Below are 24,827 nucleotides of genomic sequence, written 5' to 3'. Positions count from 1 at the left end.
CACCGATGGCCGCCATCTCCCGCGAGGAGGTCGCGCACCTCGCGCGACTGTCGCGGCTCGCCGTCACCGAGGAGGAGCTGGACACCTTCGCCGGTCAACTCGACGTGATCCTCCAGTCGGTCGCGCAGGTCGGCGAGGTCACGGCGGCGGACATTCCGCCGACCTCCCACTCGGTGCCGCTGACCAACGTGCTCCGCGACGACGTGGTGGTGCCCGGACTGACCCCGCAGGAGGCGCTGTCGGGTGCCCCCGACGTCGCCGAGCAGCGGTTCCGCGTCCCGCGCATCCTGGACGAGGACGTGGCGTCGTGAGCGGCTGTGTGGTTGACACCGGGCGTGACAGGCGAACCATCGAGCCCAGTGCGCCGGCTGCCCGGGGCACCGGTGAGCGGAGCGAGGCGACGGCATGACCGACCTGACCAGAATGACCGCGACCGACCTGGCCGGGCTGGTGGCCTCGGGGGAGACCTCCGCCGTCGAGGTGACCCGGGCCCACCTGGACCGGATCGCCGCCGTCGACGACCGGGTGCACGCGTTCCTGCACGTCGACACCGAGGGGGCGCTGGCCGCCGCCCGCGCCGTCGACGAGCGCCGGGCCGCCGGTGAGCAGCTGGGGCCGCTGGCCGGGGTGCCGGTGGCGGTGAAGGACGTGCTCACCACGAAGGGTGTGCCGACCACCGTCGGCTCGAAGATCCTCGAAGGCTGGCGTCCGCCGTACGACGCGACGATCGTGCAGCGGCTGCGCGCGGCCGGCACGGTGATGCTCGGCAAGACCAACATGGACGAGTTCGCGATGGGCTCCTCCACGGAATACTCGGCGTACGGCCCGACCCACAACCCGTGGGACACCGACCGGATCCCGGGCGGCTCGGGTGGGGGCAGTGCCGCCGCGCTGGCCGCGTACGAGGCCCCGCTGGCCATCGGTTCCGACACCGGTGGCTCGATCCGCCAGCCCGGCGCGGTCACCGGCACCGTCGGCGCGAAGCCCACCTACGGCGGCACCTCCCGGTACGGCCTGGTCGCGTTCTCCTCCTCGCTGGACACCCCCGGCCCGTGCGCCCGCACGGTGCTCGACGCGGCGCTGCTGCACCAGGTCATCGGCGGGCACGACCCGCGCGACTCCACCTCCATCCCGCAGCCGGTGCCGGACGTGGTGGCCGCCGCGAAACTCGGCGCGACGGGCGACCTGACCGGGGTGAAGCTCGGCATCGTCAAGGAGTTCACCGGTGAGGGTGCGGAGCCGGGCGTGATGGCCGCGTTCCGCGAGTCGGTGGACACCCTGGCCAAGCTGGGCGCCGAGATCGTCGAGGTGTCCTGCCCGCACTTCCGGTACGCGCTGCCGGCGTACTACCTGATCGCGCCCAGCGAGTGCTCCTCCAACCTGGCCCGGTTCGACGGGGTCCGGTTCGGGCTGCGGGTCGGCGACGACGGCAACCGGTCGCTGGAGGAGGTCATGTCGCTGACCCGGGAGGCCGGGTTCGGGGCCGAGGTCAAGCGGCGGATCATGGTCGGCACGTACGCGCTGTCGTCGGGCTACTACGACGCCTACTACGGGCAGGCGCAGAAGGTCCGTACCCTGATCACCAGGGACTTCACCGCGGCGTTCGAGCAGGTCGACGCGCTGATCTCGCCCACCACGCCGTTCGTGGCGTTCCCGATCGGGGCGCGCACCGCCGACCCGTACCAGATGTACCTGGCGGACCTGTTCACCATCCCGACGAACCTGTACGGCGGGCCGGGCATCTCGGTGCCGTGCGGCCTGTCCGAGGGGCTGCCCGTCGGTCTGCAGGTGATGGCCCCGACGATGGCCGACGACCGGATGTACCGGGTCGCCGCCGCGCTGGAGTCCGTGGTCGGCACGTTCACCCCACCGGCACTGTGAGGCTGGAGTTCAGATGACGACGACACTGCCCGCGTACGACGAGGTCGTTGCGCGTTACGAGCCGGTGATCGGCCTGGAGACCCACGTCGAGCTGGGCACGAACACCAAGATGTTCTGCGGTTGCCCGACCGACTTCGGTGGCGAGCCGAACACCCGGGTCTGCCCGGTCTGCCTGGGCCTGCCCGGCTCGCTGCCGGTGGCGAACAGGGCGGCGATCGAGGCGACCATCCGGATCGGCCTGGCGCTGAACTGTTCCATCGCGCAGTGGTGCCGGTTCGCCCGGAAGAACTACTTCTACCCGGACATGCCGAAGGACTTCCAGATCAGCCAGTACGACGAGCCGCTGTGCTCCGACGGCTACCTGGACGTCGAGGTCGACGGCGAGCTGGTGCGGATCGGCATCGAGCGGGTGCACCTGGAGGAGGACACCGGCAAGACGCTGCACGTCGGCGGGGCCACCGGCCGGATCCACGGCGCGACCGAGTCGCTCGTCGACTACAACCGCGCCGGCATCCCCCTGGTGGAGATCGTCACCAAGCCGGTTCCGGGCACCGGCGCGCTCGCCCCCGAGGTGGCCAAGGCGTACGTGACCGAGCTGCGGGACGTGCTGCGCTCGCTGGGCGTCTCCGACGTCCGGATGGAGGAGGGGTCGCTGCGCTGCGACGTCAACACCTCCCTCAACCTGCCGGGACAGGAGTGGGGCACCCGCACCGAGACCAAGAACGTCAACTCGTTGCGGTCGGTGGAGCGGGCGGTCCGCTCGGAGATCCTGCGCCAGGCGTCGGTGCTGGACGCGGGCGGCCGGATCACCCAGGAGACCCGGCACTTCCACGAGGACACCGGGGACACCACGCCGGGCCGGTCCAAGGAGACCGCAACCGACTACCGGTACTTCCCCGAGCCGGATCTGGTGCCGCTCGCCCCGGACACCGCCTGGGTGGCCGAGCTGAAGGCGGCCCTGCCGGAGCTGCCCCGGCTGCACCGCCGCCGGCTCCAGGAGCAGTGGGGCCTGTCCGACCTCGACATGCAGTCGGTGCTCAACGCCGGTGCGGTCGAGCTGATCGAGGCGACCGTGGCGGCCGGCACCACCCCGGCGGCGGCCCGCAAGTGGTGGCTGGGTGAGTTGTCCCGCCGGGCCAACGAGACCGGCACCGAGCTGGCCGACATCGGGGCCACCCCGGCACAGGTCGCCGAGCTCCAGGGCCTGGTCGACGCCGGCAAGCTCAACGACAAGCTGGCCCGGACGGTGCTGGAGGGCGTGGTGGCCGGCGAGGGCTCGCCGACCGAGATCATGACCAACCGGGGCCTGGAGGTGGTCTCCGACACCGGCGCGCTCACCGCCGCCGTCGACGAGGCGATCGCCGCCAACCCGGGCATCGCCGACAAGATCCGCAGCGGCAAGGTCGCCGCTGCCGGTGCGCTGGTCGGCGCGGTGATGAAGGCCACCCGTGGCCAGGCCGACGCCAAGACCGTCCGTGACCTGGTCCTGGAGCGCCTCGGCGTCCAGGGCTGACCCGACCGGGCCGGGGCCGAGGGTTCCCGCCCGCGACCGGCGAGGGCCGCCGTCGTGACCCGACGGTGGCCCTCACCCTCTTCCCCCGGGGTACGCGCGCGACCCGCGCGACCCCCCACCGAGGGCGTCAACGGCGACGCCCGGATGGAGTCCCCGTGAACGAGCACGACCTCGACGTCCTCGACGAGATCCAGCGGCGGGTGCTGTGGCTCGCCACCCGGATCGTGGACGCGGCCAACCACGACCGGGACACCGGCGACGGGGTGAAGGTCGGCGGCCACCAGGCGTCCAGCGCCTCCCTGGTCACCGCGATGACCGCGCTGTGGTTCGCCCACCTGGACGCCGAGGACCGGGTGGCGGTCAAGCCGCACGCCTCCCCGGTGTTCCACGCGATCCAGTACCTGCTCGGCAACCTGGACCGGTCATACCTGACGAGGCTGCGGGCGCGGGGCGGGTTGCAGTCGTACCCGTCGCGGACCAAGGACCCGGACGAGGTGGACTTCTCCACCGGCTCCGTCGGGTTGGGCGCGGCGGCACCGCTGTTCGCCGCGGTGACCCGCCGCTACGTCGACGCCCACTTCGGGACCCGCCCGCACTCGCGGTTCGTCGCGTTGATCGGCGACGCCGAGCTGGACGAGGGGAACATCTGGGAGGCGGTCGCCGACCCGGCCACCACCGGCCTGGGCAACGTGATGTGGTTGGTCGACTTCAATCGGCAGTCGCTGGACCGGGTGGTGCCCGGCATCCGGATCGACCAGTGGCGGGGGCAGTTCGAGGCCGCCGGTTGGCACGTCGTCGAGGTCAAGTACGGCCGCCGGCTCGCGCAGGCGTACGCCCGGCCGGGTGGGGCGGCGCTGCGCGACTGGATCGACCGGATGCCCAACGAGCAGTACCAGTCGCTGTTCGGGCTGACCGGGCCGGCGCTGCGGCAGCAGTTCCTGGACGGCGCGCCCGACGGCATCGCCGGGTTCATCGCCGACCTGACCGACGAGGAGTTGGCCCCACTCGTCACCGACCTCGGCGGGCACGACCTGGAGGCGATGCTCGACGCGTACGCCCAGTGCGACGCGGTGACCGACCGGCCCAGCGTCGTCTTCGCGTACACGGTCAAGGGGTGGGGGTTGCCGATCGCCGGCAACCCGCGCAACCATTCCGCGCTGCTGTCCACCGCGCAGGTCGACGCGCTGCGCGCGGCGCACGGCCTGACCGCCGCGACCGAGTGGGACCGGCTCGACCCGGCGAGCCCGGCCGGCATCCGGGCCGGCGCGCGCCGCGAGGCGCTGGCCCGGGCGCCCCGCCAACGGTCGCTGGGGGTCACCGTCCCGGAGGCCACCGGGGTACGCGCGCAGAAGCCGGTCTCCACCCAGGAGGCCTTCGGCCGGGTGCTGGTGGAGCTGGCCCGGGATCCGCAGGTCGCGCCCTACCTGGTCACCACCGCGCCGGACGTGGCGACCTCCACCAACCTGGCCGGGTTCATCAACCGGACCGGGGTGTTCGCCCCGACCGAGCGGCGGTCCTGGTCGCAGGACCGGATGCTGCGCTGGACGGAGAGCCCCGCCGGGCAGCACATCGAACTGGGCATCTCCGAGATGAACCTGTTCCTGCTGCTGGGGCAGCTCGGCCTGTCGTGGGACCTGTCCGGGCAGCCGCTGCTGCCGGTCGGCACGGTCTACGACCCGTTCGTGCTGCGCGGGCTGGACGCCTTCCTCTACGGCACCTACTCGGGTTCCCGGTTCGTGGTGGCCGGCACCCCGTCGGGTGTCACCCTGGCCCCGGAGGGCGGCGCGCACCAGTCCACCATCACCGCGTCCGTCGGCCTGGAACTGCCAGGTGTGACCCTCTGCGAGCCGGCCTACGCCACCAGTCTCGACTGGCTGCTCTGCGACGCGCTCGGGCAGATCGCGCAGGGGGCCGCGCCGGCCGCCACCGCCGCGCCGGCCGAGGACGGGGCCTACTACTTCCGGTTGAGCACCCGTCCGTTGGACCAGTCGCCGTTCGAGGCGGCCCGGGTCCGCCTCGGCGACGCGGTGCTGCGCCGGCAGGTGGTCGCCGGGGCGTACCGGCTGGTGGACGCGCACCAGGCGCATCCGCAGCTGGCCGACGCGCCGGTGGTGACCCTGGCCGCCTCCGGGGCGGTGCTGCCGGAGACGCTGGCCGCCGCCGCCGAGTTGGCCGAGGAGGGCATCGCCGCGCACGTGGTCGATGTGACCAGCCTGGACCGGCTCTACCGGGCCTGGCAGCGCACCCTGCGCCAGGGCGTGCGTACGGCGACCGTGCCGAGCGTGCCGGGGGCGTTGCGGGCGGCCTTCGGGGACCGTACCCCGCTGGTGACCGTGCACGACGCCGCCTCGCACGCGATGGCCTGGCTCGGCTCGGCGCTCGGGGTGCCGGCGGTGCCGCTGGGGGTGGACGAGTTCGGCCAGTCCGGCAGCGTCCGCGAGCTGTACGAGCTGCACGACCTGCTTCCCGGCAGCATCGTCAACGCCGCCCTGGCCGCCCTGTCGCTGCGCTGACCGCTGCCCTGCCTCTCCCTCCCTGCCCCGCCTGCTCTGCCCGCCGCTGGCGGGTGTCGTGCCCCGCCATCCACCGGTGGAACGCGTCGCTGACCTGATTACTCTCCGTGCTTCCATGACCGGTGCTGGCTGTGGTCACCCTCAGTGTTCAATGTGGCGGCTCCCATGACTCAGGTGCGCCTCCTTTGCTCTGCTGCCATGGCGGCGACAAGCTGCTGATTAGGGGAAATGTCGACGACTGTTGGCGGCGTCGAGCATCGGTGCCATAACGCAGGGTGACTGTCGCTGTGAGGGCAGCAGAGCAAAGTCTCCGAGAGTGGGTAGGTGGGGGCGGCGTGGCGGTCACCTTCGGTGACGTCGGGCGGAGGGTGGGGCCCGGGTGAGGCGGGCGCATCCGTGAGTCGCGGCCCGACGGTCGAGGCGCGCAGCCCCGGCTGCCGGCTCTGCGCTGCCGGCCCGCATGGGCCGGCTGACCGCCGCCGCCCTGGCCGCCCTGGCGTTGCGCTGACCGCTGGTGCGTCAGCCGGTCGGGCTGGGGGTCGGTGAGGTGGGGGCCGTGCCGGTCCCGGACGGGGACGGGGACTCCGAGCCGCCCCGGGTCGGGGTGGGGGTGACCGGGACGTCGGCACCCTTCGCCGGGTCGCGGATCACGTGCCGTTCCAGGTTCACCTGGGCCTGCCCGGTACCGCCGACGGTGATGTCGTCGTAGGCCTGGAGCAGCTTCTGCTGGTCGAAGTAGAGCACCGTCATCGACAGCGGGGTCGGCTTCTCGCCCTCCAGGCCGCGCAGCCCGGCACCACCGGTCGAGCCCTCCACCATCAGTTGCGTCGGCTGCTGGCCGTCCACCTGCGGCAGCTTGGAGATCTGCCGGGCGTGGGTGTGCCCGGCCAGCACCAGTGGGCAGGTGCCCGAGAGCGGGCCGGCCGAGGCCGGGTCGTGCACCAGCGCGATGTTCACCGGTCGTGGCGAGTCGCGGACCGTGGTGGCGAGCGTCTCGCCGGCCCCGATCACCTGGTTGGCTACCTGCGCGGTGAGCCCGCTGCCGGCCGGAGAGGTCTCCTTGTCCGGGGTGAACCGGGGGTCGCCGATGCCGGCGATGGTGAGGCCGGCGACGGTGGTGGTCGAGTTGTTCAGGACCACCGCGTTCGGCTGCCGGGCCACCGCCGCCGCCGTCCGGGGTGAGTCGTGGTTGCCGCGGATGTAGACGTACGGCTTCTTGAGCAGCCCGATCGAGCCGACGTACGACGCCTCGGGTTCGCTGCCCCAGTCGGTCAGGTCACCGGTGTCGATCACCACGTCGATGCCGAACTGTTCGACCACGGTGCGGATCAGCTGCCAGCCCGTCGGGTTGAGGTGCATGTCGGAGACGTGCAGCACCCGGGTGGTACCCGGCGCCGGTTCGTATACCGGCAGCGCCGACACCGTGGTGTAGAGCTGGCTGACGTTGCCGACCAGCCGCTGCAACTGCTCGGCGTAGCGGCTGTAGTCGTTGGCGATCCGCCGCGCGTCACCGACGATCGCCGGGGCGTTGACCAGCAGACCCTCGTAGCGGGGTTCCTCGATGGCCTGCGGGCGGATGGTGCCGGCGGCCAGGCCGAGACTACCGGCGGTGACCGCCAGCGCCACCCCACCGGCCCAGGCGGTCCGCCGGGTGTCCCGGAAGACCAGCGCGGCCAGCAGCAGGGTGACCAGCACGGCCGCCCCGAGGGTACGCAGCCCGAGCCGCAGCACCCCGTTACGGACGTCGGTCACCGCCGACTGGCTGGCCCGGCTGATGCTGGCCGGGTCGTCGATCAACGCCTCGGTCTTGCGCTGGTCCAGCGCGCCGAGGCCGACCGTCAGGTGGGTGGGGCCCTGGTGGCTGTCGAGTTGGAGCGCCCCCAGCGGGGGGATGTCGACGGTGGTGCCGCCCCGCACCGCCGGGGCGAGGGTCAGGTCGGCGCGGAACGGGCCGATGTCGGTGCTGACCCGGCCGCCGGCGAACACCCCGATGACCGTCCCGGTCAGGGCGACCAGCAGCACCGCCAGCACCACGCCGGCCCGTCGGGCCCGGGTCGACCGCAGGGCCGACCACCAGGTCCGCCAGCGTCGCTCACGCCGGGCGGGAAGGTCCGTCTCCCCAGGCCCGCGTTGCTCGTTCTCCTGACCGCCCATGATGAGATTCTGACCTGCCCCGTGAAAGATCTTGGCAAACCCGTCAGACGGGCAGCCGATCCGCCCGTTACCTGCCCGGCTGTCCGGCCCGTCGGCGTGTCGTCAGCTCCGGCCGGCCCCACCCTCGGCGAAGACCAGCCGCAGCAGCCGGTCGTCCTCCGGGGTCGGCTGACCCCGCCCGTCGTGGTTGGAGGTGGACACCCAGAGCGAACCGTCCGGGGCGGCGGCGACCGCCCGCAACCGGCCGTACTTCCCGGTGAGCAGTTCCCGGGGTGCGCCGAGCGCGGTGCCGGCGTCGGTCAGCTCCACCAGCCAGAGCCGCTCCCCGCGCAGACAGGCGGCGGCCAGCAGCCGGCCCGTGGCCGCCAGCCCCGAACAGGACGCCTCGTCGGTGCCCCACTGCACGACCGGGTCGACGAACCTGCCGTCGCCGGCCTGCCCCTCCACCGTCGGCCAGCCGTAGTTCGCCCCCTTGTCGATCTTGTTGATCTCGTCCCAGGTGTTCTGCCCGAACTCGGTGGCGTACATCCGCTTCCCGGCGTCCCAGGCCAGGCCCTGCACGTTGCGGTGCCCCAGGGACCAGACCGGCGAGCCGGGGAACGGGTTGCCCGCCGCCGGCTTGCCGTCCGGGGTGATCCGCAGGATCTTGCCGGCCAGGCTGGCGCGGTCCTGGGCGGCGTCCCGGTCACCGGCGTCACCGGTGCTGACGTAGAGCTGCCCGTCCGGGCCGAACGCCAACCCGCCGCCGTTGTGGTTGCCGGACTTCGGGATGCCGGTCAGGACCGGGGTGGGGGTGCCGCCCAACGTCAACCGGGCCACCCGGTTGTCCTGCTCGGTGGTGTAGTAGACGAAGACCGTCCGGTCCTGCGCGTACGCCGGGGAGACGGCGATGCCGAGCAGGCCCGCCTCGCCGGACGCGGCCACCCCCGGCACGGTCTGCGCCGGAGTGACGGTCAACCCCTGCGGCCCCGACTCCGGCCCGACCTTGAGGATTCTGCCGCTGTCCCGCTCGGTGACCAGCGCCGCCCCGTCGGGCAGGAAGGCGATGCCCCACGGCACCCGCAGCCCCTTGGCCAGGACCGTGGCCACCACCTGCTGCTCGGGGGTGTTCGCCGACGCCGACGGGGTCGGCAGGTTGGGCGGCTCACCGGCCGGATCGGGCTCCGGCGGGCCGAAACTGCACCCGGTCAGCAGCAGCGCGGCACCGGAGGCCGCCAGGGCCGCGCGGACCCGGACGGTGCGGGGGTACGGGAGACGGGCGCTCACCCGCCCCAGCCTAGCCCGCGAATCCGGACCGGCCGGGCCACCCGGGCCGGGACCGGCGGCCGGCCGACCCCTCAACGGGCCCGCAGGGCCAGCAGCGCCACGTCGTCCTCGCGCCGGTGCCCGGCGCCGAGCAGCAGGTCACACAGTTCGGCGGCAGGTCGGGTACCGGCGGCGGCGACCCGGGCGCACAACTGGGCCATGCCCTCGTCGATCGGCTGGTCCCGCCGCTCCACCAGCCCGTCGGTGTAGAGCAGCAGGGTGTCCCCGGGGGCGAGCAGCACCTCCGCCCCGGTGCGTGGGGTCGGCCGGGTCAGCCCCAGCAGCGGCTCCCGCCGGCCGTCGAGCAGCCGTACCGTGCCGTCGGCGGTGACCAGCAGCGGCGCGGGATGACCGGCGTTGCACCAGGTGACCGCCACCCCGTCCGGGACCGGTCGGAGCCGGGCCAGCACCGCCGTGGCGGCGGTCGGGATGCGCAGCCCCGAGATGGTGGCGTCCAACCGCCGCATCAGCTCCTCGACCGGGTCGTCCCGACCGAACGCGTTGCCCCGCACCAGGTTGCGTAGCTGTCCCATGGTCGCGGCGGCCTCGATGTCGTGGCCGGCGACGTCGCCGATCGCTGCCACCAGGTCGCCGTCGGGCTGGACGAAGGCGTCGTACCAGTCGCCGCCCACCTCCACCCGGTCGGCGGCCGGCTGGTAGCGGGCGGCCAGCTCCACCCACGGGCTCCGCGGCAACTGCGGCAGCATGCTGTGTTGCAGCACCTCGGCGACGTGCCGCTGCTCGCCGTAGATCCAGCCGTTGCCGACCGCCTGCCCGGCGCGGCGGCCGATCTCCAGGGCGGTGCCCAGGTCGTCGTCGTCGAAGGCCCGTCGGCCCGGCCCGTTGACCAGGGTCACCGCGCCCATCACCGTGCCCCGTCCGGGGGCCGGCACCGGCACGGTCAGGTGCGAGGCGAAACCCAGCCGGTCGGCGAGCGCCACCAGCTCCGGGGCGTCGCTGGCCCGGCGGACGTCGTCCAGGTCGGCCACACCGCGCAGCACCGGCTGGCCCGTCCGCAGCACCGTCCGGGTGACCGAGGCGGGGCCGAGCCGGCGCAGCGCCACCTCGCCGAACCGGGCGATGTCGGCGGCGCGGGCCGGGTCGCGGTGCACGGCGGTCACCCAACGGGGTGTGCCGCCCTGGTCGATCAGGGTCACCATGGCCCAGTCGGCCAGCCGGGGCACCACCGCGTCGGCCAGCCGCCCCACCGCCGTCTCCACGTCGAGCGTCCCGGTCAGCTCCTCGCTGAGCGAGGCGAGCAGGTTGAGCCGTTCGTGTGCCTGCTCGACCAGCCGGCGGGCCGCCTCGGCCGCGTCCAGCGCGATCCGCAGCCGCAGCTCCGACGAGCAGGCCGCCGCCAGGTCGGCAAGTGTCCTTAGCTGCGCCTTCGTCCAGGCCCGGGGCTTGCTGTCGATCGCGCACAACGAGCCGAGCACCCGCCCGTCCAGGTCGGTCAGCGGCATCCCGGCGTACGCGACGACGCCCAGCTCCGGCACGGCCAGGTTGTCCCGCACCCGGGGGTAGAGCCGGGCGTCCGGCAGCACCAGCGGAATCTCCGTGTCGATCACGTGCTGGCAGAACGAGTGGCTCAGCGGGGTCTGCCGGCGGGCGGCCCACGGCTCGGGCAGCCCGACCGCGCCGGGGAAGAACTGCCGGGTCTCGGTGACCAGCGAGACCAGTGCCACCGGCACGTCGAGCAGGTCGCTGACCAGCCTGGCGAACCGGTCGAACGCCTCGTCCGGGGTGGCGTCCAGGCCGGTCTCGGTCAACGACCGCAGCCGGGCCGGATCGGCCAGCGCGGCGACGTCCAGGTCCGGCCGTACGGTGCGTTCGGTCATCGACCACCTGTCTGCCGTGATGGGGAGGACACCGTTCGGCGCTCCGACCCCCGCTTATACCCGTCCCGCCCGACCGTCACCCGTGGCCGTTTGGCGACGTCGCCCGGTCCGGCGTGGGTTGCCGGCCCGGCGGCGTGGCCCGTCGCCGCAGGGCTATCGTCGGCACGTGTGAAGGTATGGATTCCGCACCCCGAAGGGGTCGAGCTGCTCGGTTCCGTTCCGGCCGGTGTCACGGTACAGCCGTGGACCGACCCGGCGAATCCGCCAGGTGACCCGACCCACGTCCGGTTCTGGGTGCCGCCGTTCCTGGCCGGGGTGGACACCACGGCGATGCTGGACCGGCTGCCCGACCTGGCGGTGGTGCAGCTGCTCTCCGCCGGGGCGGACGCCTGGACGGGCCGGGTGCCCGCCGGGGTCACCCTCTGCGACGCCCGGGGGGTGCACGACGCCGGCACCGCCGAGTGGGTGGTCACCGCGATCCTCGCCCAGCTACGCGGCTTCCCGGAGCTGGCCCGCGCACAGGCCCGCCGGGAGTGGGCGTACGACCGGGTCGCGCCGACCGACGAGCTGACCGGCAAGCGGGTGCTGATCGTCGGGGCCGGCTCGATCGGCGCGGCGGTCCGGGCCCGGCTGGCCCCGTTCGACGTGACCTTCACCCTGGTCGCCCGGACCGCCCGGCCGGACGAGGGGGTGCACGCGGTGACCGAGCTGCCGCGCCTGCTGCCGGAGGCCGACGTGGTGGTGCTGCTGGTGCCGCTGACCGATGCCACCCGGGGGCTGGTCGACGCCGGGTTCCTGGCCGCCATGCCGGACGGGGCGCTGCTGGTCAACGCCGCCCGGGGCCCGGTGGCGGACACGGCGGCGCTGGTCGCGGAGCTGACCTCGGGCCGGCTACGGGCGGCGTTGGATGTGACCGACCCGGAGCCGCTGCCGGCGGACCATCCGCTCTGGGAACTGCCGAACGTACTGCTCACCCCGCACGTCGCCGGTTCGGTACGCGGGCTGCTACCCCGGGCGTACCGGCTGGTGGGGGAGCAGGTGCGCCGGTTCGTCGCCGGGTCCCCGCTGGTCAACACGGTGGTCGACGGCTACTGACCGGTGTCGGGCCGGGGGTGTACCGGCTCAGCGCGCGTCCGGCAGGGCCTGTCCGGTGACCGCGACCAGCCGGGGGAGGTCGACACCCCGGACGGCGGGCAGCGGCAGCTGGTGCCCGTCGGTGAGCCGGACGACGGCCCGGCCGCGCGGGTCGGTGGCCAGCTCGACGACCTGCTCCCAGGCGATGCGCCGTCCCCCGGCCAGGGCCCGCAGCCGTAGCCCGCGCGGGTCGGCGTCGGTGCCGGAGCGCCAGGCCCAGACCGCGACGGTCAGCGGGACCAGCAGCACCGGCAGCAGGTACCACCGGGCGGCGGCCAGGGGCAGCGCACCGATGGTGGCGATGACGGCCGCGACCAGGATGGCCTGGTTGTGCCGGAAGCGGATGGTGTCGGCGCGACTCACCCCCCGATGATTCCACCCGGGGCCGGGGCGGCACCGGGCGGGCGGCGGCCCGACCCCGGCCGACGCTGGCCGGTGACGTAGGTCACGACCGGGAGGCGTAACCGGGATGGTGACGCCTCGTTGAACCGCTAACCCCCTGTCGCACCGCGCCGTGTCCCCCTCACGAAGGTGACCGCCGTGACCGTCGCCCACCCCCTCCGCCGCCCACCGTCCGCTTCCGTGGTGCTCGTCCTGCTGGTCGCGCTGCTTTTCGCTGCGGCCCTGGTCGACGCCGTCCCGCCGCTGGCCGTCACCACGATGGCCGGCGTGGGCGGCTGCGCCGTGGCCGCCACCCGGCTGTTCCGCCTCGCCGCCGTCGGGCGGGACGGTCGCGCCCTGCGCCGCCGCCGGGCCGCCGTCCTGTTCACCGTCGCGGTGGCCGTCGTCGGGACGGCGCTGGTGGTGCTACCGCTGACGCCGGCGGCACGACGCGCCGAGGTCGCGGCGGCCGGGCTCGGCGCGGCCACACTTGCCTACACGGTCGGGCTGCTCCTGCTGCCCGGTCCCGCCCGGCTGGCCCCCCGGGCCCGGTGGCGGCGCGGCGTCGACGTGGCCGGCCTCGGCACCGCCCTGCTCTTCGCCGGCTGGGTGCTGGTCCCGCCCGGCCCGGTGCCGCAGGTGGTCCGGGTGGTCACCGTCGCGGGCGCGGGCGTCCTGGCCTGGCTGCTGGTGGGTGCGCTGGCCCGCCTCCGTCGGCACCCCGGCCCGGCCCGGTGCCTGCTCGGGGTGGCGGCCGTCCTGCTCGGCCTCGCCGACCTGGTGGTGCTGCTGGCCTACCGGGCCCCCACGGTGGGCCTGCTGACCGCGGTGCCGCTGCTGGTCGGTGGGGCGTTGCTGACGGCTGCCGGGATGGCCCGGGTCGCGGCGGGCGACCCGGTGGGCCCGGCCGGTCCGGCACCGGCCTGGCCCCGGGTGACCGCACCGGCGGCGGTGGCGACCGTGGCGGCGGCCGGCCATCTGGCGTTCGTCGGCGGCTTCACCCCGACCGCCGTCCTGCTCGGGCTGGCGGTGATCCCGCCGCTGGTGGCCCGGGAGCTCATCTCCGTCACCGACCAGCGGCGGTGGGCCGGGCAGTTGGCCGCCCGCGAGGCGTACTTCCGCACGCTGGTCGCCGGGGGTCGTGACCTGGTCCTCGTCCTCGACGACGGGTTGCGGGTGCACTGGCTCTCGGCGGCCGGTGAACGCTGGTTCGGGCTGCGTCAGGAGGCGGTGTGTGGGCGGGCGCTGGCCGACCTGCTGCATCCGGACGACGCGCCGGGCGTCCTGGCCCGGCTGGCCGGGCGGCCCGGTGACGCCGTCGCGCCGCTGCTGGTGGCCCGGATGCGTACCGGTGACGGCGGTTGGCGGGAGACCGAGGCGACGGTGAGCGACCAGCGGGCCGTGCCGGAGGTGGCCGCGGTGGTGCTGCACGTCCGCGACGTCGGCGACCGCCGCCGGCTGGAGCGGGAGCGGCGTCGGGTCGCCGCCACCGACCCGCTCACCGGCCTGTCCACCCGGCAGGAGCTGCTGCGGGTGCTCGACGAGCGGGGCGGCATCCCGGGCGCGCTGCTCCTGGTCGACGTGCACGGCCTCGGCCCCGCGCAGGACGCCGCCGGCCCGGACCCGCTGCTGGCCGCCACCGTCCGCCGGCTGCGTGACGTGGTCGGCCCCCGGGATCTGGTCGCCAGGCTGTCCGGGGAGGAGTTCGCGGTGGTCACCGACGCCGGCCCGGTCCCGGCGTACGCACTGGGTGAGCGGTTGCTCGCGGCGTTGACCGAGCCGTGCCCGGTTGCCACCGGGATGGGGCGGCTCCGGGTCGGCGTGGGCCTGACCGAGCTGGCCGCGACGTCGCCGCAGGACGCGGTGCGCCAGGCCGACCTGGCCCGCCGCCGGGCCGTCCAGCTCGGCCGCAACCGGGTCGAGTGGTACGACGCCTGCCTGGAGGAGGAGCTGGTCCGCCGGCTGGACCTGGAACGGGAGCTGCCCGGGGCGGCGGACCGGGGCGAACTGGATCTGGTCTACCAGCCGGTGCTGGCGCTGGCCGACCGGCGGCCGGCCGGCATCGAGGCGTTGCTGCGCTGGCGCAGCCCGGTCCTGGGCACCGTGCTGCCGGCCGAGTTCCTGCCCGTCGCCGAGGATCTCGGCCTGCTGGGGGAGTTGGGCCGGTGGGTGCTCGACCGGGCCTGCCGGCAGCTCGCCGACTGGTCGGTCGGCGGCCGGGAGCTGTGGCTGGCGGTCAACGTCACGCTCGCCGAACTGTTGGCGCCGGATCTGGTGCCCCGGGTGGCGGCGGTGCTGGCCGGGCACGGCGTCCCGGCGGAGCGGCTGGTGCTGGAGATCGCCGAGTCGCGGCTCGGGGCCGACCTGCCCACGGTGGTGGCCCGGTTGGCCGGCCTGCGGTCGCTCGGGGTACGCACCGCGTTGGACAGCTTCCGGGCGGAGCACGCCTCCCTGGCCCAGCTGCGCCGGCTGCCGATCGACCTGTTGAAGGTGCAGCCCCGGCCGGTCGATCCGGACGAGGAGTCCCGCCCGTTGATCGACGTGGTGGTGGGTCTGGGGGAGCGGCTGGGGGTGACCGTGGTGATGGCCGAGCTGGAGTCGGAGCCGGACGTGGCCCGGGCGACCAGGGCCGGCTGCCGGTACGGCCAGGGGTTCGCGTTGGCGCGTCCGGCCACCGCCGAGCGGGTCGAGGCGTACTTCTCGGAGTTCCCGACGACGTCCCGCTGACCTGGAGGGCGCAGCAGGATGAACCGGTTCACCTCGTCCGGGGTGGTGCGGTGCTGCCCCGGGGGGTGAGGTGCGCCGTCTCGTCCTGGAGCCCGCGCACCGGCTCACCGGCGATGACGCCGAGCAACTGGCGGGCGGCGTGCGCGCCGTAGGCGGGGATGTCCCGGCCGAGCGCGGTCAGCGGCGGGTGCACGAGCTGGCAGAGCGGGGAGTCGTCCCAGGCCACGATGGACAGGTCGGTGGGAACGCCGAGGCCCATCTCCTGTGCCACGGCGAGCCCGGCGATCGCCATCACGTCGTTGTCGTAGATCACCGCGGTCGGGCGGTGGGCGGAACTGAGCAGCCGCCGGGTGGCGCGCGCGCCCTCCTCGCCGGTGTAGTCCGACCAGACGGTCGCCGCGTCGGTGAGCCCGAGCCGGCCGCACACCTCGGCGAACGCGTCGGTACGGATCTCGGTGTGCAGCAGCGACGGCAGCCCACCGATCCGGGCGATCTTGCGGTGGCCGAGGGCGACCAGGTACTCCACCGCCTCGGCGAGCGCCGCCGCGTCGTCCGACCAGACGTGGGCGAGCGTGCCGGTGTGCCTCGGTCCGCCGATCACCACGGCGGGCAGTTGCAGCTCCTCCAGGGCGGGCACCCGGATGTCGTCGGTGCGCAGGTCGCAGACGAGGACCCCGTCGACCCGTCGTTCGGCCCACCACCGGCGGTAGACCGCGATCTCCGCCTCCTGGTCGGCCACCACCTGCAGGGTCAGCGCGTACGACCTCGCGGAGAGTTCGGCCTCGACACCGCTGATCAGCTCCATGAAGAACGGCTCGATGCCGAGTATCCGGGCCGGTCGGCACAGGGCCAGGCCGACGGCGTTGGCGGTGGCGCCGGAGAGCGCGCGGGCCGCACTGCTCGGGCTGAAACCGATCTCGGTGGCGATCGCCAGGATGCGCTGCCGGGTGGCTTCCGAGACGCCCGGCTGCCCGTTGAGCGCGTACGACACCGCGCCCTTGGACACTCCGGCGCGTCGGGCGACGTCGGCGATGGTCGGCCGCTTCACCGGCGGTTTCCTCCACTTCTCGCGGCCTGGGCAGGCCGTCCTCGGGCCGGGGTCACCGGCGGTGCTCACGCTACCGGTGCCCCCGCCGGCCGTCGTCCCCGGCCGTGGCCGGTCCCGTTCGGCAGGGGCGCCTGATTCGCTTGCTCGGTTAAGTGTGCCGGTCGGCCTCTGCGCCGCCACCGGTGACCGATGCCTTTCCATCTGCCGGAAGGCGTGGACAGGCATGCCGGAACGGCTTTCGGGGCGGCCCGGGTTACCGCTCGGGGTCGTCGTTCACCGGCCGTTGACAGTGCACGGGGTGGCCCGTACGGTGGCCTCACTTATCCGGTTCAGTCGACGTTCCTCGATGTGTGGAGCGTTCCACAAGCGTGCGCGGAGGATGAGATGACACGGTCCTGGACCCGCTGGGCCCGCGCGGCGGCGGTCGGCGTCGTCAGCCTGACGCTCGTCGCTGCGTGCAGCGGCAGGAGCGGCACCGGCTCGGACGGCGGCGGCCAGGTCACCCTGAAGATCAATTTCTGGGGCGATTTCGGTCTCCAGGACCTCAAGGCCCGTTACGAGGCCGACCACCCCAACATCAAGATCCAACTCAACTCGGGCGAGTACAACGCCCAGCACGAGGATCTCCAGAAGAAGCTCGTCGCCGGCTCCGGAGCGGCCGACATCGCCGCCATCGACGAGGGCTTCATGGTCCAGTTCCGCAGCCAGTCCGACAAGTTCGTCAACCTCCTCGACAAGGGCGCCGGCTCGTACGAGAGCAAGTACCTGCCGTGGAAGTGGAAGCAGTCGCTGTCGGCCGACGGCAAGACGCAGATCGGCCTCGGCACCGACGTCGGCGGGCTGGCCATGTGCTACCGCACCGACCTGTTCGCCGCCGCCGGGCTGCCCACCGACCGCGACCAGGTCTCCGCTCTCTGGCCCACCTGGGACAGCTTCATCCAGGTCGGCCAGGACTACACCGGCCGGACGAAGAAGAAGTTCCTCGACTCCGGCACCAACCTGTTCAACCCGATCCTGGGCCAGCAGCCCGTCGGCTTCTACGACGAGCAGGAACAGCTCCAGATGGAGCAGGGGCCGAAGGTCGCCTTCGACTACACGATCAGGGCGGTGCAGGCCGGGCTCTCGGCCAACCTGGCCAGCTTCCAGGCCGACTGGGACAAGGGCTTCACCGCCGGCTCGTTCGCCGTCCTCGCCTGCCCGGCGTGGATGCTCGGCCACATCAAGGACACCGCGCCCGGCACCCAGGGTAAGTGGGACATCGCCACGGTGCCCGGCGGCGGCGGCAACTGGGGCGGCTCGTTCCTCACCATCCCCAAGCAGAGCAGGCACGTCGACGAGGCGTACCAGCTGCTGGAGTGGCTGATCCAGCCGGAACAGCAGATCGAGATCTTCAAGAAGGTCGGCAACCTGCCCTCGCAACCGGCGCTCTACGCCGACCCGGCGATCGCCGAGTTCAAGAACCCGTTCTTCCACGACGCGCCCGTCGGGCAGATCTTCCCGAAGATGGCGCAGGGGCTGACCCCGCAGTACCTGGGCAGGAAGAACGGCCCGACCCGGGTGGCCGTGGAGAACGTCATCAACCGGGTGCAGAACGGAACCCTGAAGCCGGACGCCGCCTGGGCCGAGGCGGTCAAGGAGGCGGAGAAGGCCCGCACCTCCTGACCGTACGCCGTCCGCCCCCGTACCGTCCCGGCCCTGGAGGGTGCCCCGTGTCCACCACCCGTGCCGTGCCGCCGTCGAGTCGACGCACCGGGCCGGAGCGCGACGCCTCCGGGGCCGGCGAGCGGTCGCTCGGCTGGCGCGACCGGCTGTACCGGTTCGACCTGCGCTACCTGCCCTACCTGATGGTCGCGCCGTTCTTCCTGCTGTTCGGCGTCTTCGGGCTCTTCCCGCTGCTGTTCAACGGGGTCGTCGCGCTGCGCAACTACCGGCTCGACGACCCCACCCTGCCCTACTGGGCCGGCCTCGCGAACTTCACCCGGCTCGGCGGTGACGAGGACTTCTGGAACGCGCTCTACAACACGTTCGGCATCTTCCTGCTCTCCTCGGTGCCGCAACTGCTGCTGGCGCTGGTGGTCGCCTGGCTGCTCAACCGCAGGCTGCGGGCGCAGACCTGGTGGCGGGTCGGGGTGCTGCTGCCGTACGTCACCCCGATCGTGGCCTCGACGATGGTGTTCAGCGTCTTCTTCTCCCGCAGTTTCGGGATGGCGAACTGGCTGCTCGCCGAGGTGGGCATCGGCGGGACGGGGGACGCGGCGATCGACTGGCGGGCCGACAAGCCGCACGCCTGGATCGCCATCGCCACGATGGTCAACTGGAAGTGGATCGGCTACAACGCCCTGCTCTACCTGGCCGCCATGCAGTCCATCCCGCGCGACGTCTACGAGGCGTCGGCGATCGACGGGGCCGGCCCGTGGCGGCAGCTGTGGCGGATCACGGTGCCGATGATCCAGCCGGTGATCGTGTTCACGGTGGTGCTGTCCACCATCGGCGGGCTGCAACTGTTCACCGAGCCGATGCTGTTCGACCTCAACGCGCAGGCCGCCACCGGCGGGCCGAACGGCGAGTGGCAGACCATCGCCCAGCTCATCTACAAGGTCGGCTGGAAGGACCTCAACCTCGGCTACGCCGCCGCGATGTCCTGGGCGTTGTTCCTGATCATCCTGCTGGTCACCGGGCTCAACACCCTGCTCACCAACCGCCTGTCAGGGGGTCGCCGGTGAGCGCGAGGAACGTAGCGCAGCGGAGTCCCGCAGTCGCGAACGGAAGGGGGCACCGATGACCGCCGCCGCCCCGCCGCGACCCACCCGGCCGGCCCGCCGGCACCGGCCCGCCCTGTCGGGGCGCGCGCCGCAGGACACCCCGGCCGGCCTCGGCACGTACCTGCTGCTGTCGTTGACCTTCCTGTTCGCCGCGTTCCCGCTGTACTGGATGTTCGTCATCGCCACCAGCGACGACGAGGCGCTGGCGAAGCTGCCCCCGGCGGTGGTGCCCGGCGACCAATTCCTGGTCAACGTGCGCGAGGTCTTCTCCCTCCAGGACGTCTACTTCGCCGCCTCCCTGGTCAACAGCGTCATCGTGTCGACCGTGGTGACCGCCTCGGTGCTGTTCTTCTGCTCGCTGGCCGGGTTCGCCTTCGCCAAGCTGCGGTTCCGGGGCAGCAACGCGCTGATGCTGCTCGTCGTGCTCACCCTCACCGTGCCCAACCAGCTCGGCATCGTCGCGCTCTACATCGTGATGGGCCGGCTCGGCTGGAACGGCACCCTGCTGGCGGTCATCGCGCCGGGTCTGGTCACCGCGTTCGGGGTGTTCTACATGCGGCAGTTCATCGTCAACAGCGTTCCCGACGAGCTGGTCGAATCGGCCCGGGTCGACGGGGCGACCACCATGCGGATCTACCGCAGCATCGCGCTGCCGGCGATCCGCCCGGCCCTGGCGGTGCTGGGCCTGCTCACCTTCGTGGCCACCTGGAACGACTTCCAGTGGCCGCTGATCACGCTCAGCGGCACCGACTATCCGACCTCGATGGTCGCCGTCTCCGATCTGGCGAGCGGCAACTACGTCATCTACCGTCGGGTGCTCGCGGGGGCGTTCATCGCCACGGTCCCGCTGCTGGTGATGCTCTTCATCGGCGGCCGGCAGATCGTCCGGGGAATCATGGAAGGCGCGGTGAAGTCGTGAACCGTCAGGCGTTGCACGAGGGTTGGCAGTTGCGCGCGGTGTCCGGGCCGCAGGTGCCCGACGCCGTCGCCGGCCGGGCGGTGCCCGCCACCGTGCCGGGTTGCGTGCACACCGACCTGCTCGCCGCCGGCCTGATCGACGACCCCTACCTCGACGCCAACGAGACGACGCTCGCCTGGATCGGCCGCACCGACTGGGAGTACGCGACCACGTTCGTCCACCGGCCCGGCGACGACGACCGGGTCGAGCTGGTCTGCGCCGGGCTGGACACGGTCGCCACGCTCACCCTCAACGGCGTCGAGGTCGGCCGAACCGCCAACATGCACCGGTCGTACCGGTTCGACGTTGCCCAAGCGCTGCGGCCGGGGGAGAACACCCTCGCCGTCCGGTTCGACTCGGCGTACCGGTACGCCGAGGAGCAGCGGGACCGGCTCGGCGACCGGCCCAACGCCTACCCGGAGCCGTTCGGGTTCATCCGCAAGATGGCCTGCAACTTCGGCTGGGACTGGGGGCCGACGCTGGTCACCGCCGGGATCTGGCAGGAGATCGGGCTGCACGCCTGGTCCACCGCCCGGCTCGACGTCGTCCGTCCACTGGTGACGGTCGTCGACGGGCAGGGGCGGGTGGAGCTGCACGTCGAGGTCGAGCGGGTGGCCGACGTGCCGCTGACCGTCCGGGCCGAGGTCGCCGGGGTCGCCGCCGTCACGACCGTCCCCGCCGGGCAGCGCACGGCCGCGCTGACCCTCACCGTCGCCGACCCCGAGCTGTGGTGGCCCCGGGGGTACGGCGCACAGCCGCTGCACCCGCTGACGGTGACCCTTGCGACGGCCGACGGCAGCCCGCTGGACACCTGGTCGCAGCGGATCGGCTTCCGCTCGGTACGCCTGGACACCACCCCCGACGCCCACGGCACCCCGTTCACCCTGCACGTCAACGACGTGCCGGTGCTGGTCCGGGGGGTCAACTGGATCCCCGACGACGCGTTCCCCACCCGGATCACCCGGGACCGGCTGGCCCACCGGTTCACCCAGGCCGCCGACGCCAACGTCAACCTGCTGCGGGTCTGGGGCGGCGGCCGGTACGAGTCGGCCGACTTCTACTCCCTCGCCGACGAGCACGGCCTGCTGGTCCAGCAGGACTTCCTGTTCGCCTGCGCCGCCTACCCGGAGGAGGAGCCGTTCGGCACGGAGGTCGAGGCGGAGGCGCGGGAGCAGGTGACCCGGCTGGCCGGGCACCCGTCGCTGGTGCTGTGGACCGGCAACAACGAGAACATCTGGGGCTGGCACGACTGGGACTGGCAGGGGCCGCTGGCCGGGCGCAGCTGGGGGCGGGGCTTCTATCTCGACCTGCTGCCCCGGGTGGTGGGTGAGCTGGACCCGACCCGCCCGTACTGGCCGGGCAGCCCGTGGTCGGGTAGCGAGGCGGTCCACCCCAACGACCCGGCGCACGGCACCACGCACATCTGGGACGTCTGGAACACCGACGACTACACGAAGTACCGCGAGTACGTCCCCCGGTTCGTCGCCGAGTTCGGCTACCAGGCGCCTCCGGCGTACGCGACGCTGCGCCGGGCGTTGTCCGACGAGCCACTCGCGCCCGACTCGCCGGGAATGGCCCACCACCAGAAAGCGGCCGACGGGGACGCCAAGCTGCGTCGGGGGCTCGACGCGCACCTGCCCGCCCCGGCCGACTTCGACGACTGGCACTACCTGACCCAGCTCAACCAGGCGCGGGCCATCCAGCTCGGGGTGGAGCACTTCCGGTCGCACCGGGACGTCTGCTCCGGCACGATCGTCTGGCAGCTCAACGACTGCTGGCCGGTCACCTCCTGGTCGGCCGTCGACGGTGACGGCCGCCGCAAACCCCTGTGGTACGCGCTGCGCCGGGCGTACGCCGACCGGCTGCTCACCGTCCAGCCCCGCGACGGTGGGCTGGTGCTGGTGGCGGTGAACGAGACCGGCACCCCGTGGCGGGCCCCGCTGACGGTGACCAGGTCCACCCTGCACGGCGAGCCGAGGGCGAAGACGTCGTACCCGCTCGACGTGCCGGCGTACGCGGCGGTGACGGTGCCGCTGCCGGCGGACCTGGCGGTGGCCGAGGAGGAACGCCGGGAGCTGCTGGTCGCCGAGGCCGGTGACACCACCGGGCGGGCCCTGTGGTTCTTCGCCGAGGACCGGGACGTGCACTGGCCGGCGGCCCGTTACGAGGCGGCGGTGGAGGCGGTCGACGGCGGCCGGCGGGTCCGGGTGACCGCGCGGACCGTGCTGCGGGACCTGACGCTGTTCCCGGACCGGCTCGACCCGGCCGCCGAGGTGGACACCGCGCTGGTCACCCTGCTGCCGGGGGAGTCGGTCACGTTCACGGTGAGTTCCGGGTCGCCGCTGGACCCGGCGGCGTTGACCACCCGGCCGGTGCTGCGCTGCGTCAACGACCTGGTCGACGACGCGACCGGGATCCCGGCGGGCTGACCGGACGGGGTGCCGCCCCGCCCCGGCTGTCAAGGGGCGGACCGCCCCTTGACAGCCCCGGTGCGATCAGCGAGGGTCGATGCGTTCCGGGTGCGGCGGCGCGCTCCTTCCCCTCGCTCGAAGGGCAGCCGTGATGTCGTCCGCGTTCACCCGCCGCCACCTGTTCCGCCTCGGCGGGGCCACCCTCGTCGTCGCCGCCGGCACCGGTCTCGGCCTGCCCGCCCTGGCCGCCGGCACCGTCACCGTCGACCTGGTGGTCTACGGCGCGACCTCGGCCGGCATCATGGCCGCCGTGCAGATGCGCCGGCTCGGCGGCACCGCCGTGATCGTCGAACCGGGCCACCACGTCGGCGGGCTCACCACCGGCGGGCTCGGCTACACCGACAGCGGCACCAGCGCCGCCATCGGTGGCCTCGCCGGGGAGTTCTACCGCCGGGTGTACGCCCGCTACCAGGGCACCCCGGTCACCCCCGACTCGCCGATGCGGCTGGTCTTCGAGCCGCACGTCGCCGCCGGGGTCTTCGACGACCTGCTCACCGAGCACGCGGTCCCGGTCTACCTGGACGCCCCGCTGGCCACCGTCGAGCGGGCCGGCGACCGGATCACCGGGTTGGTCACCGCGCACGGGCAGCTCTTCACCGGCCCGATGTTCGTCGACGCGACGTACGAGGGTGACCTGATGGCCGCCGCCGGGGTGTCGTACACGGTCGGCCGGGAGGCCAACACCGCGTACGGCGAGACCATCAACGGGGTGCAACTGCGCGGGGCACACCAGTTCACCCTGCCGGTCGACCCGTACGTGGTGCCGGGCAGCCCGGCCAGTGGCCTGCTCCCCGGCATCTCCGCCGCCCCGGTCGCGCCCAACGGCACCGGCGACGAGCGGATCCAGGCGTACAACTTCCGGATGTGCCTGACCCAGGCCGCCGGGCGGGTCCCGTTCCCGCAGCCGGCCGGCTACGACCCGGCCGACTACGAACTGCTGCTGCGGTACGTGCGGGCCGGCTACACCGGGCCGTTCTTCACCACCCAGAGCGTCGGCGGCGGCAAGACCGACTCGAACAACACCGGGGCGTTCTCCACCGACTTCATCGCCGCGAACCACACCTACCCGACGGCGACCCGGGCGCAGCGGGACAGCCTGACCGCCGACCACCTGACGTACCAGCAGGGGCTGATGTGGTTCCTGGCCAACGACCCCCGGCTGCCGGCGTCGGTACGGTCCGGGGTCGCCAGTTGGGGCCTGGCCGCGGACGAGTTCACCGCCACCGGCAACTGGCCCCCGCAGCTCTACGTCCGCGAGGCCCGCCGGATGGTCTCGGCGTACGTGATGACCGAGCGGGACTGCCGGGGCAGCGTGCGGGTCGCCGACTCGGTCGGGCTGGCCAGCTACACCATGGACTCGCACAACTGCCAGCGGGTGGTGGTGAACGGATTCGTGAAGAACGAGGGGGACGTGCAGGTCGGGGTGCCCGGCCCGTACCCGGTCAGCTACCGGTCGATCGTGCCCGCCGCCGGGCAGTGCGCCAACCTGTTCGTGCCGGTCTGCCTGTCGGCCACCCACATCGCGTACGGGTCGATCCGGATGGAACCGGTCTTCATGATCCTCGCCCAGTCGGCGGCGACGGCGGCGAAACTGGCGCTCGACATGGGCGTGCCGGTGCAGCAGGTGGACGCGGCGGCCCTCCAGGCCCGGCTGCGCGCCGACGGGCAGATCCTCACCTGGCCGCCCACCGTCGACGGCGAGATCGTGGTGGACAACCGGTCGGCCGGGGTCACCCGGTCCGGCGTCTGGGTGGGCAGCACCGCGATCGGCGGCTACTGGGGGTCGGACTACGAGCACGACGGCAACACCGGTAAGGGCGTCAACCGGCTGCGGTTCACCCCGTCCCTGCCGACGGCCGGGAGCTGGGCGGTCCACCTGCGCTGGACCGCCGACCCGAACCGGGCCGGCGCCGTCCCGGTCGACGTGGTGCACGGCGGCGGGGTGACCACCCGGGTGGTCGACCAGCGCACGTCGGGCGGGCAGTGGGTGTCGCTGGGGACGTACCAGTTCCCGGCGGGTACGGCCGGCAGCGTGCTGATCCGCACCGAGGGCACCGACGGGTACGTGGTCGCCGACGCGGCCCGCTTCGTCCCGGCCTGACCCGTCGGCGGTGTTGCGGCCGTGCCGCCGCGTTGGGTACG

The 24,827-nt window shown here is 73.3% G+C and carries 16 protein-coding genes; 11 read left to right on the top strand and 5 right to left on the bottom strand.

The features are described from left to right. The first annotated feature begins 5 nt into the window (after positions 1 to 5). The 4 genes from gatC (at position 6) to ACN267_RS17825 (ending at position 5,907) form a co-directional block, all read left to right on the top strand. Positions 6 to 311 (top strand): Asp-tRNA(Asn)/Glu-tRNA(Gln) amidotransferase subunit GatC, encoded by a 306-nt coding sequence (gene gatC, locus ACN267_RS17840; protein ID WP_088641698.1) that lies wholly within the window; start codon positions 6 to 8, stop codon positions 309 to 311. Positions 312 to 405: 94 nt separating this feature from the next. Next, entirely contained in the window at positions 406 to 1,881 is a 1,476-nt protein-coding gene (gene gatA / locus ACN267_RS17835) for an Asp-tRNA(Asn)/Glu-tRNA(Gln) amidotransferase subunit GatA (protein WP_204956774.1), read from the top strand. Between the two features lie 13 nt (positions 1,882 to 1,894). Further along, positions 1,895 to 3,394, top strand: coding sequence for an Asp-tRNA(Asn)/Glu-tRNA(Gln) amidotransferase subunit GatB (gene gatB / locus ACN267_RS17830; protein ID WP_204956775.1), 1,500 nt, complete (start codon positions 1,895 to 1,897; stop codon positions 3,392 to 3,394). Between the two features lie 155 nt (positions 3,395 to 3,549). After that, complete coding sequence (locus tag ACN267_RS17825) at positions 3,550 to 5,907, top strand: transketolase-like TK C-terminal-containing protein (protein ID WP_421489171.1); 2,358 nt, start codon at positions 3,550 to 3,552, stop codon at positions 5,905 to 5,907. A 519-nt stretch (positions 5,908 to 6,426) separates the two neighbouring features. Here ACN267_RS17825 and ACN267_RS17820 read toward each other — a convergent pair. From ACN267_RS17820 to ACN267_RS17810, 3 genes are all read right to left on the bottom strand, one after another. Continuing rightward, positions 6,427 to 8,061: a metallophosphoesterase gene (locus ACN267_RS17820; protein WP_421489170.1), complete on the bottom strand. Its 1,635-nt coding sequence runs from the start codon at positions 8,059 to 8,061 to the stop codon at positions 6,427 to 6,429. Positions 8,062 to 8,163: 102 nt separating this feature from the next. After that, a complete protein-coding gene (locus ACN267_RS17815; protein WP_194821141.1) occupies positions 8,164 to 9,327 on the bottom strand; it encodes a PQQ-dependent sugar dehydrogenase in 1,164 nt (387 codons plus the stop codon). A 71-nt stretch (positions 9,328 to 9,398) separates the two neighbouring features. Further along, a complete protein-coding gene (locus ACN267_RS17810) occupies positions 9,399 to 11,204 on the bottom strand; it encodes a GAF domain-containing SpoIIE family protein phosphatase (protein ID WP_421489169.1) in 1,806 nt (601 codons plus the stop codon). 168 nt (positions 11,205 to 11,372) lie between these two features. Here ACN267_RS17810 and ACN267_RS17805 point away from each other — a divergent pair, with 168 nt between their 5' ends. Beyond that, on the top strand, positions 11,373 to 12,299 hold the full coding sequence (locus tag ACN267_RS17805; protein ID WP_281899955.1) for a 2-hydroxyacid dehydrogenase: 927 nt from the start codon (positions 11,373 to 11,375) through the stop codon (positions 12,297 to 12,299). A 27-nt stretch (positions 12,300 to 12,326) separates the two neighbouring features. On the opposite strand, the gene ACN267_RS17800 is transcribed toward ACN267_RS17805, so the two are convergent. Then, positions 12,327 to 12,701, bottom strand: coding sequence for a PH domain-containing protein (locus tag ACN267_RS17800; protein WP_281899953.1), 375 nt, complete (start codon positions 12,699 to 12,701; stop codon positions 12,327 to 12,329). A 177-nt stretch (positions 12,702 to 12,878) separates the two neighbouring features. On the opposite strand from ACN267_RS17800, the gene ACN267_RS17795 reads away from it, so the two are divergent. Beyond that, positions 12,879 to 15,446: a putative bifunctional diguanylate cyclase/phosphodiesterase gene (locus ACN267_RS17795; protein ID WP_421489168.1), complete on the top strand. Its 2,568-nt coding sequence runs from the start codon at positions 12,879 to 12,881 to the stop codon at positions 15,444 to 15,446. A 28-nt stretch (positions 15,447 to 15,474) separates the two neighbouring features. On the opposite strand, the gene ACN267_RS17790 is transcribed toward ACN267_RS17795, so the two are convergent. After that, positions 15,475 to 16,494, bottom strand: a complete 1,020-nt coding sequence (locus tag ACN267_RS17790) for a LacI family DNA-binding transcriptional regulator (RefSeq protein WP_204956781.1) — start codon at positions 16,492 to 16,494, stop codon at positions 15,475 to 15,477. Positions 16,495 to 16,878: 384 nt separating this feature from the next. Between ACN267_RS17790 and ACN267_RS17785 the strand changes: the two genes are divergently transcribed. The 5 genes from ACN267_RS17785 to ACN267_RS17765 all read left to right on the top strand — a co-directional run bounded on the left by ACN267_RS17785 (position 16,879) and on the right by ACN267_RS17765 (position 24,786). After that, on the top strand, positions 16,879 to 18,156 hold the full coding sequence (locus tag ACN267_RS17785) for an extracellular solute-binding protein (RefSeq protein WP_421489167.1): 1,278 nt from the start codon (positions 16,879 to 16,881) through the stop codon (positions 18,154 to 18,156). Positions 18,157 to 18,203: 47 nt separating this feature from the next. After that, positions 18,204 to 19,217, top strand: coding sequence for a carbohydrate ABC transporter permease (locus ACN267_RS17780; protein WP_204956783.1), 1,014 nt, complete (start codon positions 18,204 to 18,206; stop codon positions 19,215 to 19,217). Between the two features lie 55 nt (positions 19,218 to 19,272). After that, the gene (locus ACN267_RS17775) at positions 19,273 to 20,175 is read left to right on the top strand and encodes a carbohydrate ABC transporter permease (protein WP_421489166.1); all 903 of its coding nucleotides are present in this window, start codon (positions 19,273 to 19,275) and stop codon (positions 20,173 to 20,175) included. Further along, on the top strand, positions 20,172 to 22,643 hold the full coding sequence (locus ACN267_RS17770) for a glycoside hydrolase family 2 protein (protein WP_421489165.1): 2,472 nt from the start codon (positions 20,172 to 20,174) through the stop codon (positions 22,641 to 22,643). The genes ACN267_RS17775 and ACN267_RS17770 overlap by 4 nt, the downstream gene beginning before the upstream one ends. A 133-nt stretch (positions 22,644 to 22,776) precedes the next feature. Continuing rightward, positions 22,777 to 24,786 (top strand): FAD-dependent oxidoreductase, encoded by a 2,010-nt coding sequence (locus ACN267_RS17765; RefSeq protein ID WP_421489164.1) that lies wholly within the window; start codon positions 22,777 to 22,779, stop codon positions 24,784 to 24,786. Positions 24,787 to 24,827 lie beyond the last annotated feature (41 nt).

This window comes from Micromonospora sp. WMMD734, assembly GCF_049178975.1.
GTDB classification, from domain to species: Bacteria; Actinomycetota; Actinomycetes; order Mycobacteriales; family Micromonosporaceae; genus Micromonospora; species Micromonospora wenchangensis.
Note: the sequence above shows the minus strand (reverse complement) of the source record. Positions and strands in the feature narration are given on the sequence as shown.

Coding starts and splice junctions, on each gene's coding strand:
- ACN267_RS17785 (WP_421489167.1), top strand. CDS start 16,879: ATGACACGGTCCTGGACCCGCTGGGCCCGCGCGGCGGCGGTCGGCGTC.
- gatA (WP_204956774.1), top strand. CDS start 406: ATGACCGACCTGACCAGAATGACCGCGACCGACCTGGCCGGGCTGGTG.
- gatC (WP_088641698.1), top strand. CDS start 6: ATGGCCGCCATCTCCCGCGAGGAGGTCGCGCACCTCGCGCGACTGTCG.
- ACN267_RS17765 (WP_421489164.1), top strand. CDS start 22,777: ATGTCGTCCGCGTTCACCCGCCGCCACCTGTTCCGCCTCGGCGGGGCC.
- ACN267_RS17810 (WP_421489169.1), bottom strand. CDS start 11,204: ATGACCGAACGCACCGTACGGCCGGACCTGGACGTCGCCGCGCTGGCC.
- gatB (WP_204956775.1), top strand. CDS start 1,895: ATGACGACGACACTGCCCGCGTACGACGAGGTCGTTGCGCGTTACGAG.
- ACN267_RS17820 (WP_421489170.1), bottom strand. CDS start 8,061: ATGGGCGGTCAGGAGAACGAGCAACGCGGGCCTGGGGAGACGGACCTT.
- ACN267_RS17775 (WP_421489166.1), top strand. CDS start 19,273: ATGACCGCCGCCGCCCCGCCGCGACCCACCCGGCCGGCCCGCCGGCAC.